Origin of the sequence: Nocardioides okcheonensis, assembly GCF_020991065.1 — a bacterium.
Taxonomy (GTDB): Bacteria; Actinomycetota; Actinomycetes; order Propionibacteriales; family Nocardioidaceae; genus Nocardioides; species Nocardioides okcheonensis.
In genome coordinates this window covers 2,098,206-2,111,552 of sequence record NZ_CP087710.1, presented here as the reverse complement: position 1 = coordinate 2,111,552, position 13,347 = coordinate 2,098,206, and the positions used below count along the sequence as shown (strand labels likewise).

Annotated in this window: 15 protein-coding genes; 10 read left to right on the top strand and 5 right to left on the bottom strand. The window is 72.6% G+C overall.

Annotation, left to right across the window (positions count from 1 at the left end; genetic code table 11):
- From LN652_RS10200 to typA, 3 genes are read right to left on the bottom strand one after another with little or no spacing between them, the layout of a single operon-like run.
- Positions 1-681, bottom strand: coding sequence for a hypothetical protein (locus LN652_RS10200; protein WP_230444551.1), 681 nt, complete (start codon positions 679-681; stop codon positions 1-3).
- A 33-nt stretch (positions 682-714) separates the two neighbouring features.
- Positions 715-1,188, bottom strand: coding sequence for a YdeI/OmpD-associated family protein (locus tag LN652_RS10195; protein WP_230444550.1), 474 nt, complete (start codon positions 1,186-1,188; stop codon positions 715-717).
- Positions 1,189-1,217: 29 nt separating this feature from the next.
- Entirely contained in the window at positions 1,218-3,110 is a 1,893-nt protein-coding gene (gene typA / locus LN652_RS10190; protein ID WP_230444549.1) for a translational GTPase TypA, read from the bottom strand.
- 265 nt (positions 3,111-3,375) lie between these two features.
- On the opposite strand from typA, the gene LN652_RS10185 reads away from it, so the two are divergent.
- The 5 genes from LN652_RS10185 (at position 3,376) to LN652_RS10165 (ending at position 7,982) form a co-directional block, all read left to right on the top strand.
- Positions 3,376-4,158: a hypothetical protein gene (locus LN652_RS10185; protein ID WP_230444548.1), complete on the top strand. Its 783-nt coding sequence runs from the start codon at positions 3,376-3,378 to the stop codon at positions 4,156-4,158.
- Between the two features lie 77 nt (positions 4,159-4,235).
- Positions 4,236-5,066, top strand: coding sequence for a hypothetical protein (locus LN652_RS10180; protein WP_230444547.1), 831 nt, complete (start codon positions 4,236-4,238; stop codon positions 5,064-5,066).
- Between the two features lie 44 nt (positions 5,067-5,110).
- The gene (locus LN652_RS10175; RefSeq protein ID WP_230444546.1) at positions 5,111-6,433 is read left to right on the top strand and encodes a M4 family metallopeptidase; all 1,323 of its coding nucleotides are present in this window, start codon (positions 5,111-5,113) and stop codon (positions 6,431-6,433) included.
- Positions 6,430-6,933 carry a macro domain-containing protein gene (locus LN652_RS10170; RefSeq protein ID WP_230444545.1) on the top strand — a complete coding sequence of 168 codons (504 nt, stop codon included), beginning with the start codon at positions 6,430-6,432 and terminating at the stop codon, positions 6,931-6,933. Before LN652_RS10175 ends, LN652_RS10170 begins: the two co-directional genes overlap by 4 nt.
- Positions 6,934-6,986: 53 nt before the next feature.
- On the top strand, positions 6,987-7,982 hold the full coding sequence (locus tag LN652_RS10165) for a DNA topoisomerase IB (protein WP_230444544.1): 996 nt from the start codon (positions 6,987-6,989) through the stop codon (positions 7,980-7,982).
- 196 nt (positions 7,983-8,178) lie between these two features.
- Here the strand turns inward: LN652_RS10165 and serC are convergent, their stop codons facing one another.
- Positions 8,179-9,300, bottom strand: a complete 1,122-nt coding sequence (serC, locus tag LN652_RS10160) for a phosphoserine transaminase (RefSeq protein WP_230444543.1) — start codon at positions 9,298-9,300, stop codon at positions 8,179-8,181.
- A 110-nt stretch (positions 9,301-9,410) separates the two neighbouring features.
- On the opposite strand from serC, the gene LN652_RS10155 reads away from it, so the two are divergent.
- From LN652_RS10155 to LN652_RS10140, 4 genes are all read left to right on the top strand, one after another.
- Complete coding sequence (locus LN652_RS10155; protein WP_230444542.1) at positions 9,411-9,578, top strand: hypothetical protein; 168 nt, start codon at positions 9,411-9,413, stop codon at positions 9,576-9,578.
- Positions 9,571-10,056: a GNAT family N-acetyltransferase gene (locus tag LN652_RS10150; RefSeq protein WP_230444541.1), complete on the top strand. Its 486-nt coding sequence runs from the start codon at positions 9,571-9,573 to the stop codon at positions 10,054-10,056. Before LN652_RS10155 ends, LN652_RS10150 begins: the two co-directional genes overlap by 8 nt.
- Positions 10,057-10,182: 126 nt before the next feature.
- Complete coding sequence (locus LN652_RS10145) at positions 10,183-10,797, top strand: hypothetical protein (RefSeq protein ID WP_230444540.1); 615 nt, start codon at positions 10,183-10,185, stop codon at positions 10,795-10,797.
- Between the two features lie 37 nt (positions 10,798-10,834).
- Positions 10,835-11,203, top strand: a complete 369-nt coding sequence (locus LN652_RS10140) for a thiol-disulfide oxidoreductase DCC family protein (protein WP_230444539.1) — start codon at positions 10,835-10,837, stop codon at positions 11,201-11,203.
- A 135-nt stretch (positions 11,204-11,338) separates the two neighbouring features.
- On the opposite strand, the gene LN652_RS10135 is transcribed toward LN652_RS10140, so the two are convergent.
- Positions 11,339-12,442 carry a citrate synthase 2 gene (locus LN652_RS10135; RefSeq protein WP_230444538.1) on the bottom strand — a complete coding sequence of 368 codons (1,104 nt, stop codon included), beginning with the start codon at positions 12,440-12,442 and terminating at the stop codon, positions 11,339-11,341.
- Between the two features lie 87 nt (positions 12,443-12,529).
- Here LN652_RS10135 and pdxH point away from each other — a divergent pair, with 87 nt between their 5' ends.
- Positions 12,530-13,177, top strand: a complete 648-nt coding sequence (gene pdxH / locus LN652_RS10130) for a pyridoxamine 5'-phosphate oxidase (RefSeq protein ID WP_230444537.1) — start codon at positions 12,530-12,532, stop codon at positions 13,175-13,177.
- Positions 13,178-13,347: the final 170 nt, after the last annotated feature.

Genomic DNA, 13,347 nt, shown 5'->3' with positions numbered 1-13,347 from the left:
TCAGCGACGCCCGGGACGGCTGCGCTCGGCGAGCGCGACCGCGGCACGCTGGACGTACGCCTGCTCCTCGGGGTCGCGGGCGACCTCGTGGGGGACGCCGCCGGACAGCAGGCCGGCGGGCGAGGTGAGCCAGATCCACACCCGCCACGGGTCGATCCGCGCGGCGAGCAGGGGCTCGAGCACCGTCAGCAGCTCGGGACGCACCTCGCCGGCCCCGTCGAGCTGGAACGACGGCACCAGGGTGCGGCCCTCCTGCTGCACCAGCAGCAGGGTGCGCCGCTCGGCGGCCTTGTGGACCGCGAACCGGGCGGCGTTCTCCGAGACCCCGCGCAGCCGGGCGACCCCGGCGTAGTCGAGCCAGCCGCCGTCCAGCAGCGCCGCGCGCAACCGGCCCTCGCGTCGCAGCCGCACCAGCTCGACCGGCACGCCGTGGGCCGGGTCGTCGCCGACCGAGCGCAGCATCCGGTCGAGCTCGAGCAGCCGGTCGTCGGCGAGCCGCTCCCCGCTGAGCGGGTCGCGCCAGGACACGACGTCGCCGTCGCGGACGAAGGTCGGCAGTCCGGCCGCCGTCAGCTGCTCGGCGAGGCCGAGGTCCTCCAGCCAGGTCGCCAGCGCGGCGCCGACCGACGCGGGGTCGGTCGGCACGGAGTCGTCGCGGCCGGTCTGCTCAGCAGGCTGCATGGGAGAAGCCTTCCACGGGGTCGGAGGACTGCGTCAGCGGAGTCCCGCGACGAGGTCGGCCAGGCGTCGGGCGCGGGTGTCGGGGCGCGCCGCGTCCTCGACGGGCACCAGCCGCCGGCGTCGCTCGGCCGGGCGCAGCCCGTCGAACGCGGCCTCGACGCCCGCGGCGGCTAGCGCTGCACGCACGTCGTCCGCGACGGGGACGTGGTCCGGGTCGACCGGCGCCAGGACGCAGCGCACGGCGTCACCGGTGCGCGCGCCGAGCCGGCGGCGCAGCGGCGCGCCGGCCCACAGGAACGGCACGTCGAGCACGTCGGCCCGCGTGATCGCGAGGTTCACGGCCACGTCCTCGACCAGGCCGTCGAGGCGCCGCGTGCCGACCGCCTCCGCGGAGGCCACCAGCGCCTCGGGCAGCCGGACGACCACGTAGGTCGACCGCCCCCAGGCCAGCGGCTCCAGCGAGGCGTCGAACGTCACTGCCGGGGCCAGCAGTCGGGGACCTGTCACGCGTCCAGTGTCCCCGACCGCCGAAGGTCCTACTTGTTGGCCTTGCGGGCCCGGCTCGCGGTCTTGGCGCGCGCGTTGGCGTCGAGGACGACCTTGCGGATGCGGACCTGCTCGGGCGTGACCTCGACGCACTCGTCCTCGCGGCAGAACTCCAGGCACTGCTCGAGGGAGAGCCGCTTCGGCGGGATCAGCTTCTCGAAGTTGTCGGAGGTCGCGGACCGGATGTTGGTCTGCTGCTTCTCCTTGGTGATGTTGACGTCCATGTCGTCGGCGCGCGAGTTCTCGCCGACGATCATGCCCTCGTAGACCTCGGTCGTGGGCTCGACGAACAGCACGCCGCGCTCCTGCAGGGAGGTCATCGCGTACGCCGTCGCCGCGCCGGCGCGGTCGGCCACCAGCGAGCCGTTGTTGCGCGAGCGGATCTCGCCGGCCCAGGGGTGGTAGCCCTCGGAGATGTGGTGGGCGATGCCGGTGCCGCGGGTCTCGGTGAGGAACTCGGTGCGGAAGCCGATCAGGCCGCGCGAGGGGACCACGAAGTCCATGCGGACCCAGCCGGTGCCGTGGTTCGTCATGCCCTCCATGCGGCCCTTGCGGGTCGCGAGGAGCTCGGTGATGGTGCCGAGGTACTCCTCCGGCGCGTCAATGGTGAGGCGCTCGAAGGGCTCGTGCACCTTGCCGTCGACCTCGCGGGTGACCACCTGCGGCTTGCCGACGGTGAGCTCGAAGCCCTCGCGGCGCATCTGCTCGACGAGGATCGCCAGCGCGAGCTCGCCCCGGCCCTGGACCTCCCAGGCGTCGGGACGCTCGGTCGGGAGGATGCGCAGCGACACGTTGCCGATGAGCTCGGAGTCGAGGCGGTCCTTGACCAGGCGGGCGGTGACCTTGGCGCCCTTGACCTTGCCGACCAGCGGCGAGGTGTTGGTGCCGATGGTCATCGAGATGGCCGGCTCGTCGACGTGGATGAGCGGCAGCGCGACCGGGTTCTCCGCGTCGGCGAGGGTCTCGCCGATGGTGATGTCGGGGATGCCGGCGATGGCGACGATGTCACCGGGGCCGGCGGACTCGCCGGGGACGCGCTCGAGGCCCTCGGTGATGAGGAGCTCGGTGATCCGGACGTTCTTGACGCCACCGTCGCGCTTGATCCACGCGACCGTCTGGCCCTTCTTCAGGTGGCCCTGGTGGATGCGCAGCAGGGCCAGGCGACCGAGGAACGGCGAGGAGTCGAGGTTGGTGACGTGGGCCTGCAGCGGCGCGCCCTCGTCGTACTGCGGCGCGGGGATGGTCTCGAGGATCGTCTTGAAGAGCGGCTCGAGGTCGCTGCCCTCGGGCATGGCGCCGTTCTCGGGCTGCTCGAGGGAGGCGATGCCGGCCTTGCCCGAGGCGTAGACGACCGGGAAGTCGAGCGCGTCCTGGCTGTGGGACTCGTCGAGCAGGTCCATGAAGAGCTCGTAGGACTCGTCGACGACCTCGCTGATGCGCGCGTCGCTGCGGTCGGTCTTGTTGACGACGAGGATCACCGGCATGTCGGCGTTGAGCGCCTTGCGGAGCACGAAGCGGGTCTGGGGGAGCGGACCCTCGGAGGCGTCGACGAGGAGCACGATGCCGTCGACCATCGACAGGCCGCGCTCGACCTCGCCGCCGAAGTCGGCGTGGCCGGGGGTGTCGATGATGTTGATGACCATCGGCTGCCCGCCGCCGGCCGGACCGGCGTAGTGGACCGCGGTGTTCTTCGCGAGGATCGTGATGCCCTTCTCGCGCTCGAGGTCACCGGAGTCCATGACGCGGTCGGCGACGCTCTCGGCCTGGTGGGCGGTGAACGCACCGGCCTGGCGGAGCATCGCGTCGACGAGCGTGGTCTTGCCGTGGTCGACGTGGGCGACGATCGCGACGTTGCGCAGGTCGGAGCGGGACTTCGTGGACATGCAGGAGCCTTCCGGGCGGAGACGAGCGGCCGAGCGGCCGGGGGCGCGGCCGACACGGCCGCAGCGCGACCGAGTCTAGTGCGGGCGGGCGGATATCGAGATTTCGTGCGCCCCGGCACCCATCCGCGGCGACGTCGTCGACGAAGAGCGTGGCGGAGGTCTCATGCCGGTGCAACTCGTTGTTACCGGTGTGTGCCCGAGTGCCGACTACCGTCTAGTAGAACGCGCAACCACCCCCACGAGCGCCACTTCCCCCGGAGAACCTGTGAAGTACGACGACGTCACCTCGAACGAGCTGCGCCCCTCCCGGCGCACGGTCACCCGCGCCGCCGCCTGGAGCGTCCCGGTCGTCGCTGCGGCCACGGCCGCGCCCGCCTACGCCGCCTCCCCCTGCGACCAGCGCACCAACCAGCTGCTGGACTGGGACGCCACCAACGTCGCCTTCTCCCGCACCAGCGACACGGCGGCGCGCGCGAGCCTGACGCCCGCGACCGGCATCCCCGTGCTCACGCTGGACGTCGCCGCGTCCTACACCGGCGGCATGAAGGCCGGCTACGAGTTCCCGCAGAACCGCACCAACCCCAGCCTCCGACTGGCCTCGAACGTCGGCAACCTCACCCAGTCCGGCATCAGCCTCTGGCAGTCGACGACCTCCACCAGCCCGGCGCCGACGAGCGACACCGGGACGTACACCTTCACGTTCTCGCGCCCGGTCACCAACCTGCGTTTCACCATCACCGACATCGACTCCGCGACGGGCGACTTCCGTGACGCGCTGACCCTCACCAGCGGCTACACCGCGACCCACCCGGCCACCATCACCAGGGCGACGGCCGCCGGCATCGGCGAGTACTTCATCGCGACCGGTGAGAACACCCCCACCGACAACACCACTGGCGCTGCGGGCAACCTCTCCGTCACCTACGCCGGGCCGATCTCGAGCTTCACGATCCGCTACACCAACTCGGCGGCGGCCTTCGACAACCAGCTCGACCAGGACCAGACGATCTACGTCAGCGACCTGAGGTTCGACTACAAGCCCTGCTGAGCTGACGCCGGTCTGGACCTGTCGGCCGACTCCTCACGTCGGGCCCCGCGCGGCCGATCACCCTTCCAGCGCGGCTGGTGACTGCACCCCCCGAGCAGCACGGCCGCGCCGGAGACCTGATGACGATCGACACCGACACCACCGACCTGCGCCCGTCGCGCCGCACGATCACCCGAGCGGCCGCGTGGAGCGTGCCCGTGATCGCGGCCGCCGCGACCGCGCCGGCGTACGCCGCGTCGCCCTGCGACGTCCGCGTCGGCCAGCTGCTCGACTGGGACGGCACCAACGCGTCGTTCAACCGGACCAGCAACACCGCGGCGACGCTCACCCTCGATCCCGACGGCACGGGGCCCGTGCTGCCGATGTCGCTCGACGTCACGGCCGCCTACACGGGCAACATGAAGCCCGGCTCGGAGACCGCCGGCTCCACGCCCAACCCGAACTTCCGCATCGCCCCGCGCGTCGGCGGGCTCGGCGTCTCCGGCCTGAGCCTGTGGCAGGCCACGACGTCCAGCTCGCCGCAGGGGCTCGGCGACCTCGGCACCTACACGTTCACGTTCTCCAGGCCGGTGTCGAACCTCGAGTTCACGATCACCGACATCGACTCCCAGGACACCGACTTCCTCGACCTGCTGCGGATCAGCGCGAGCTACGTCGTGCTGAGCAAGTCGTCGAGCGTCCTCACGACGACCGACGGCCAGGGGCGCGAGTACTTCTACCAGAGCTACTACACCAACGCTGCCGACAACGCCGAGGGCTCCGGGGGCAACCTCACCCTGCGGCTCCCCGGTCCGCTGACGTCGTTCCAGATCGCCTACAGCAACTACGCCCGCAGCTTCGACAACACCCTCGACCAGGACCAGGCGATCTACGTCAGCGACATGACGTTCGACTACAGCCCCTGCTGATCCGGCCCCTTCCGGCTGTCGGTGCGGACGGGTAGACCTGTCCCATGACGACCTCTCGGGACCACGACCGGACACGCTGCACCTTCATCCCGCCCTGGCTGGCCGAGCGCGTCGGGCAGGCCCAGGCCGACGCCGACCGCGCGCTGCGCGAGCGGCGCGCGGGCGCCGACCGTGCCGTGCGCCCCGCGGTCGCGGTCGACGCCGCGGCCTGGACCGTGCACGACGCCGGCTCGACGACCGAGCTGCCCGGCACGCCCGCGCGGCGGACGGGTGAGGACGCCACCGGTGACGTCGCCGTCGACGAGGCGGCCGACGGCATCACCGCGACCCTCGCGATGTGGGCCGACGGCTTCGGTCGCGACTCCTTCGACGACGCGGGCGCGCCGGTCAGCCTGACCGTCCACTACGGCGTGGACTACGACAACGCCTTCTGGGACGGCACCCAGCTCGTCTTCGGCGACGGCGACGGGCGCGTGTTCGAGCGGTTCACCAAGCCCGTCGACGTGCTGGCCCACGAGTTCGGCCACGCCGTCGTCGAGCACACGTGCGACCTCACCTACTCCGGCCAGTCCGGTGCGCTCAACGAGTCGGTCGCCGACGCCTTCGCCTCCTGCCTCAAGCAGCGGCTGCTCGGCCAGGACGCGGCCGCGGGCGACTGGCTGATCGGCGAGGGCATCTTCACCCCGGCGGTGCAGGCACGGGCGCTGCGCGACATGGCCGCACCCGGCACCGCCTACGACGACCCCGAGCTCGGCGCCGACCCGCAGGTCGGCCACATGGACGACTACGTCGACACCACCGACGACAACGGCGGCGTCCACCTCAACTCCGGCATCCCCAACAAGGCCTTCCAGCTCGCGGCCGTCGCGATCGGCGGCAGCGCGGTCGAGGGGGCCGGCCGCATCTGGTACGCCGCGATCTCCGGCGGCTCAGTGTCGTCGGACGCCGACTTCGCCGAGTTCGCCGCGGCGACGGTCGCGGCGGCGGGCGAGCACGCCGACGCCGTTTCCGGCGCGTGGGAGCAGGTCGGGGTGCGGCCCGGCGCCGGCGCCGTCCCGGGCACGCCCCCGCGGACCGCGCCGGCCGGGCGGAGGCTGCGGGTGGAGCGCACCGGTGGCTTCGCCGGCCGGACCGAGACCGCCGAGGTCGACCTCGACGACCCCGGCCTCGCCGACCTGCGTCCGCTCGTCGACGAGGCCGGTCTGTCGGGTCCCCGTGGCTCCTTCACGCCGCCGAAGCCGGACATGTTCGTCTACAGCTTCCGCGTCGACGGGGGCGACCCGGTCCGGGTCCCGGAGCACCTGCTCACCGCGACGCAGTCCGAGCTGGCGCGGCGGGTGCTGCGCGACGGCGGCGGGGCGTCGTGACCGCGCGGGTCACCCTCGTCGAGGGCGACATCACCGCCCAGCAGGTCGACGCGGTGGTCAACGCCGCCAACCGGGCGATGCGCGGTGGGCTGGGCGTCGACGGCGCGATCCACGCCGCCGGCGGTCCCGAGGTGCTCGCCGACTGCGTACGCCGCTTCCCGCACGGGCTGGAGACCGGGCACGCCGGCTGGACCACGGCCGGTCTGATGCCCGCCCGCTGGGTGATCCACGTCGTCGGCCCCGACTGGACGCGCGGCCAGCGCGACCGCGCCCTGCTCACCTCCTGCTACACCGGCGCCCTGGCCGTCGCCGACGAGATCGGGGCCCGGTCGGTCGCGTTCCCGCTGGTGAGTGCGGGCGTCTACGGCTGGCCACGGGGCGACGCGATCCGCGCCGCGGTCGACACCCTCCGCGAGACGGAGACCGACGTGGAGGAGGCGCGCATCGTGGCCTTCGGCCGCGCCGCCCACGACGAGGTCGCCGCCGTCCTGGGCTCCTGACCCCTCCCTCTGGGTGTCCGCCGGGCGCGGGGGAGCGGGCTAGGTTCGCCGGCATGCCCCGACTCCGGCGAACGTCCCCCGACCAGCCGGGCTGGACGCGGCGGCGCGTCGGCAAGGGCTTCACCTACCTCGACCAGCACGGCGAGAAGCTCGACGCCGAGCAGGTCCAGCGGTGCAAGGACCTGGTCATCCCGCCGGCGTGGCAGGACGTCTGGATCACCCCGCACCCCCACGGCCACCTGCAGGCCGTCGGCACGGACGACGCCGGCCGGCGCCAGTACCTCTACCACCCGCAGTGGCGCTCCAGCCGGGACGCCGCGAAGTTCGACCGGATCCTCGGCTTCGGCAAGGCGCTGTCGAAGGCCCGCGAACGGGTGCTGGCCGACATCGGCTCCGACGGGATGACGCTCGAGCGCGCCTGCGCGGTCGCGGTCCGCCTGCTCGACCTCGGCTACTTCCGCATCGGCAACGACGTCTACACCGACACCAACGGCTCGTTCGGGCTCACCACCATGCTCAAGGAGCACGTCTCGCGCCACCAGGGTGGGCTGCGGTTCTGCTTCGTCGGCAAGTCGGGCGTGGAGCACTGCATCGACATCGACGACCCGGCCGCGATCGACGCCCTCGACGTGATGCGGCGCCGCCGCGGCGGCGGCGACGAGCTGCTGGCGTGGAAGGACGGCACGACCTGGAAGGACCTGTCGTCCTCCGACGTCAACGACTACATCCGCACCTGCTTCGGCATCGAGGCCACCGCGAAGGACTTCCGCACCTGGCACGCGACCGTCATCGCCGCCGCCGCGCTGGCCGGGAGCGACGAGCCGGGGGCCACCAAGGCGTCACGCAAGCGCGCGGTGGCCTCGGCGATGAAGGAGGTGTCGGAGTTCCTCGGCAACACCCCGACCCTGGCGCGGACGTCGTACGTCGACCCCCGCGTGGTGGAGGCCTACGAGCACGGCCGGACGATCACGGTGCGCACGACCTACGACTCCGCCGACGCGCGCCAGGCCGCGCTCGAGCGCGCGGTGCTCAAGCTGCTGAAGTCCTGACCGGGCGGCCGACCCGGTCCGTCAATGTTGCGTCAAGTGCTTCCTGACGGGGTGCCGCGTGCGGAAGAGTTGGCGCCGTCCTCTCTCCCACGAGGACGTCGGGGGCCCACGTCGAGGCCTTCGGTGGCCGACCCCCACTCGGCTGCCACGAGCGAGGGGCCCGACCGACGGCCGGGCCCCTCGCGTCGTCAGCGGCTCAGAGCCTCTCGACGACGAAGTCGATCGCCGCGGTGAGCTTCTCGACGTCGGAGGGGTCGATCGCCGGGTACATCGCGATCCGCAGCTGGTTGCGGCCGAGCTTGCGGTAGGGCTCGGTGTCGACGACCCCGTGGGCGCGCAAGGTGGCGGCGATCGCCGCGGCGTCGATGGAGTCGTCGAAGTCGATGGTGCCGATCACCAGCGAGCGGTCGACCGGGTCGGCGACGTAGGGGGTGGTGTAGGCCGTGCGCTCGGCCCAGCCGTAGAGGGCGTCGGAGGAGGCGGTGGTGCGCTCGACCATCGCCTTGAGCCCGCCCTGGCCGTTCATCCAGTCGAGCTGCTCGGCCATGAGGAAGAGCGTGGCCACCGAGGGGGTGTTGTAGGTCTGGTTCTTCGACGAGTTGTCGATCGCGGTCGGCAGGTCGAAGAACGGCGGGACGTAGCGGTCGGTCGCCGCGATCTCCTCGGCGCGGGCGAGCGCGCGCGGCGACATCAGCGCGATCCAGAGGCCGCCGTCGGAGGCGAAGCACTTCTGCGGCGCGAAGTAGTAGGTGTCGACCTCGGTGAGGTCGACCGGCAGCCCGCCGGCGCCGGAGGTCGCGTCGACCAGCACGAGCGCGTCGTCGGCGATCCCGGCCGGGCGACGCACGGGCGCCATCACGGCGGTCGAGGTCTCGTTGTGCGCCCACGCGTAGGCGTCGACGCCCTCCTCGGCGACGGCCTCGGGCCGCGAGCCGGGGTCGCTGGCGATGACCGTCGGGTCGGCCAGCCACGGCGCCTTCTTCGCCGACGTGGCGAACTTCGAGGAGAACTCGCCGAAGGACAGGTGCTGGCTCTTCTCGCGGACCAGCCCGAAGCAGGCGATGTCCCAGAACGCCGTCGCGCCGCCGTTGCCGAGCACGACCTCGTAGCCCTCGGGCAGGTCGAAGAGCGCGGCGAGGCCCTCGCGGACCCGCCCGACGGTCTTCTTCACCGGCGCCTGCCGGTGGGAGGTGCCCATCAGCGTGTCGCCGGTCGCGGCGAGCGCGTCGAGGTGGCTGGTCTGGATCTTGGACGGGCCGGCTCCGAAGCGGCCGTCGGCCGGGAGCAGCTCGGCGGGGATCTGGATGGCGTCGGTCATCGATGAACCTCACGTGGATCACGGTGGATGCGGAAGGGCGGTCCTGACGACGCTGTCAGCGCGCCTATTCTGTCACCCGCGCACACGCGCCCGACGACAGGGGACGAAGCATGGACGACCACACCACACCCGGACTGGCGAACCAGTCGAGCGTGCGCACAGCGTTCCGCGTCCTCGGTCCCGTGCTCCTGGTCGTCGGCCTCGGCTTCGTCGTCACGGTTGCGCGCTACGTCGCCGACGCACGGTTCTGCGACTCCCGCGGGCAGTCGCTTGCCTGAGCACGACGACTGGGTGATCCAGCGCCGCTCGATCACCCACCCCGACGCCGCGCGGCTCGTCGAGGCGGTCCAGGAGGAGTATGTCGCGCGCTACGGCGGCCGCGACGAGTCGCCGGTCGACCCGCGCGACTTCGAGGACCCGCTGGGCCGGTTCTTCGTCGGCTACCTCGCCGGCGAGCCGGTGGCCACGGGGGCGTGGCGGCGCAGCCCGGTCAAGGCCCTCGGCGCCGACGTCACCGCCGAGGTGAAGCGGATGTACGTCGTCCCCGCGGCCCAGCGCCGCGGCCTCGCCCGCCGGATGCTCGCGCACCTCGAGGCGACCGCCGCCGCGGAGGGCATCGAGGCGCTGGTGCTCGAGACCGGCATGAAGCAGCCCGAGGCGATCGAGCTCTACCTCTCCTCCGGCTACGAGCCGGTCCCCGGCTTCGGGCACTACTGCGGCTCCGAGCTGAGCCGCTGCTTCGGTCGCCGGATCTGAGCCCTTCGGGGCCCCCGTGAACTACAGGTCTGTACTTCTCGCGAACCCCGGACACCCCGTTTCCGCCGCGCCTACGGTCGCTGAGGCACATGGGGTTGCCGGGGAAGGTGGGACGAGGTCATGGGTGTGGTCGCACGAGTGGTCACGGTGCTCGTCGCCGGCGTCGTGATGACGTCGGGCGCGGTCACGGCGGCCTCCGCCGCCGACGGCGGACCCGACCGGCGCACGGTCACCAGCTCGGCGCCGTACCTCATGCCGGTCGAGGACTACGCCTCCTACCAGCCGCAGACGACCTGCCGGCAGAAGCCGAAGCCGGGCATCCTGGTGCTCGCCGACTGGCTCGTCGCCCGGGGCGGCGGCTACGGCGCGATCAGCCGCTCGTGCTCCGGCTCGGGGACCAGCGAGCACAAGGAGTCGCGCGCCTTCGACTGGCTGCTCGACGCCACCGACCCGGCCGACCAGGCGCTCGCCGCGGCGATGCTCGACGAGGTGTTCGCGCCCGACGACACCGGCCAGCCCGCGGCGCTCGCCCGCCGGATGGGGATCATGTACGTCATCTGGGACGACACGATGTACGCCTCCTACGAGCAGTTCCGGGCCAAGCCCTACCTCAGCTCGGGGTGCCGCTCGAAGCGGCGCTGCTCGCCCACGCTGCGCCACCGCGACCACGTCCACGTGTCGCTCACCCGCCAGGGCGCCAAGGGCCTCACGTCCTGGTACGCCGTGCAGCCGGTCGGCTGAGCCGGTCGCGCTTCGCGCGCGGTCGTAGGCTCGTGGCATGGAGCGAGGCCTGATGCTCAACGACGGCGACTGCGGCTTCTGCATGCGCACCGCCGCGCTCGTGCCGCGGCTCGGCGTCGACATCGACGCGGCCACCATCCAGGCCGTCGACCTCGACGCCCTCGGCGTCGACCCGGCGCGGGCCGAGGTGGAGATGCCCTACGTCCACCCCGACGGCAGCGTCGACTACGGCCACCGGGCGTTCGCCGCCATCCTGCGCACCGGTCCGCTGCCGTGGCGCCTGGTCGGGCGGCTCATGACGACGCGCCCGGTCGACCCCGTCGCCCGCCGGGCCTACCACTGGATCGCCGCGAACCGCTCCCGCCTGCCCGGCGGGACGCCCAGCTGCGCGCTCCCCGAGCGCTGACCGCCGGCCGAGCGCATGACCGCTGGTCGAGGAGGTCGCGCAGCGACCGTCACGAGACCCCGTCAGCCAGGGCAGGCGTTCGAGGTCCAGAGGTCTCGGGACAGGACTTCGTCCTTCCTCGACCAGCGTGAGCGCTCAGGCGCCCCAGGCCTCGTCCCAGCCCTCGACGTCGCTCGCCGGGCGGGTGCTCGGCCCGGCGTAGACCGCGGAGGGCCGGATCAGCCGGCCGGTGGTCTTCTGCTCGAGGATGTGCGCCGACCAGCCGCCCGTGCGGGCACACGTGAACATCGAGGTGAACATGGGCGCCGGCACCTCGGCGAAGTCGAGGACGATCGCCGCCCAGAACTCCACGTTGGTCTCCAGCACCCGGTCGGGACGGCGCTCGCGCAGCTCGGCGAGGGCGGCCTTCTCCAGCGCCTCGGCCACCTCGTAGCGCGGGGCGTCGAGCTCCTTGGCGGTACGCCGCAGCACCCGCGCGCGCGGGTCCTCGGCGCGGTAGACGCGGTGGCCGAAGCCCATCAGCCGCTCACCGCCGTCGAGCAGCTCCTTGACGTACGACGTGGCGTCGCCGCGCTTCTCGACCTCCTCGATCATGCCCAGCACGCGCGACGGCGCGCCACCGTGCAGCGGTCCCGACATCGCGCCGATCGCGCCGGAGAACGCGGCCGCGACGTCGGCGCCCGTGGAGGTGATGACCCGGGCGGTGAAGGTGGAGGCGTTCATGCCGTGCTCGGCCGCCGAGGACCAGTAGGCGTCGATCGCGTGGGCGTGCTTCGGGTCGGCCTCGCCGCGCCAGCGGATGAGGAACCGCTCGGCGAGGGTGCGGCCCTGGTCGACGTCGGCCTGGGTGACGACCGGCTTGCCGAGTCCGCGCGCGGACTGCGCGGCGTAGGACAGGACCATCACCGCAACGCGGGACAGGTCGAGCCGCGCCTGCTCGTCGGAGATGTCGTAGGTCTGGCCCATGCCCAGCATCGGCGCCAGCATCGCCACGCTGGCCTGCACGTCGGCGCGCACGTCGCCGGTGTGGATCGCGATGTTGTACGGCTCGGCCGGCGGGAGGCCGGGGGAGTACGCGCCGTCCACCAGCAGGCCCCAGACGTTCTCGAACGGGACGCGGCCGACCAGGTCCTCGATGTCGACGCCGCGGTAGCGCAGCGCCGACCCCTCCTTGTCCGGCTCGGCGATCTGCGTCTCGAACGCGACGACACCTTCGAGGCCGTGGTGGATCTCGGTCATGGGCCACTCCTTCGTGGGCGAGGGTGTCCCGGGAAGCCGCACGGGACGGCTCATTGTGCACCCTGACCTGCCGTCTACCCTCGGGACATGGACCTCTCCAGCCTGCGCGAGGAGTACGGCCGCGGCGGCCTCGACCTCCCCGACCTCGCCGACGACCCGGTGACCATGTTCGAGCGCTGGTTCGAGCAGGCGGCGGCCGCCGGCGTCCACGAGCCCAACGCGATGGTGCTGGCGACCGCGACGCCGACCGGGGTCCCGTCGAGCCGGATGGTGCTGCTCAAGGAGGTCGGCGCGGACGGCTTCGTGTTCTTCACCAACCACGGCTCCCGCAAGGGCGAGGAGCTCGCGGCCAACCCGCGCTGCGCGCTGCTCTTCCCGTGGCACCCGCTCGAGCGGCAGGTCCGCGTCGAGGGAGCCGCGGTCCGGCTCGACGCCGAGCGGGTCGCGGCGTACTTCCACTCCCGGCCCCGCGGAGCCCAGCTCGGCGCCTGGTCGTCGGCGCAGTCGCGACCGGTCGCCTCGCGCGCCGAGCTCGCGGCGGCGTACGCCTCGGTGCAGGAGCGCTTCGGTGCCGACGAGGCCGACGGCGAGGTCCCGGTGCCGCCGGAGTGGGGCGGCTACCGCGTCGTCCCGGAGGTCGTCGAGTTCTGGCAGGGGCGGCCGGGCCGGATGCACGACCGCCTCGTCTACCGCCGCGACGGCGACAGCTGGACCACCCAGCGCCTCGCCCCCTGATCATCTGAGGACGCCCTGCAGCTGGAACTAGGTGTACGGGCTGCACCACGTCCTCAGATGTCCTGGCGACAGCTGGACCATCCAGCGCCTCGCCCCCTGACGGGGTATCTGCGGACGTTCTGGTGGGTGAGATCGCCCCGTCGCCCACCATTTCGTCCCCAGGTACCGCG

Excerpts from the sequence above, each read along its gene's own strand:
- LN652_RS10200 (WP_230444551.1), bottom strand. The coding sequence starts at position 681 with ATGCAGCCTGCTGAGCAGACCGGCCGCGACGACTCCGTGCCGACCGAC.
- typA (WP_230444549.1), bottom strand. The coding sequence starts at position 3,110 with ATGTCCACGAAGTCCCGCTCCGACCTGCGCAACGTCGCGATCGTCGCC.
- LN652_RS10175 (WP_230444546.1), top strand. The coding sequence starts at position 5,111 with ATGACGACCTCTCGGGACCACGACCGGACACGCTGCACCTTCATCCCG.
- LN652_RS10165 (WP_230444544.1), top strand. The coding sequence starts at position 6,987 with ATGCCCCGACTCCGGCGAACGTCCCCCGACCAGCCGGGCTGGACGCGG.
- serC (WP_230444543.1), bottom strand. The coding sequence starts at position 9,300 with ATGACCGACGCCATCCAGATCCCCGCCGAGCTGCTCCCGGCCGACGGC.
- LN652_RS10155 (WP_230444542.1), top strand. The coding sequence starts at position 9,411 with ATGGACGACCACACCACACCCGGACTGGCGAACCAGTCGAGCGTGCGC.
- LN652_RS10140 (WP_230444539.1), top strand. The coding sequence starts at position 10,835 with ATGGAGCGAGGCCTGATGCTCAACGACGGCGACTGCGGCTTCTGCATG.
- LN652_RS10135 (WP_230444538.1), bottom strand. The coding sequence starts at position 12,442 with ATGACCGAGATCCACCACGGCCTCGAAGGTGTCGTCGCGTTCGAGACG.
- pdxH (WP_230444537.1), top strand. The coding sequence starts at position 12,530 with ATGGACCTCTCCAGCCTGCGCGAGGAGTACGGCCGCGGCGGCCTCGAC.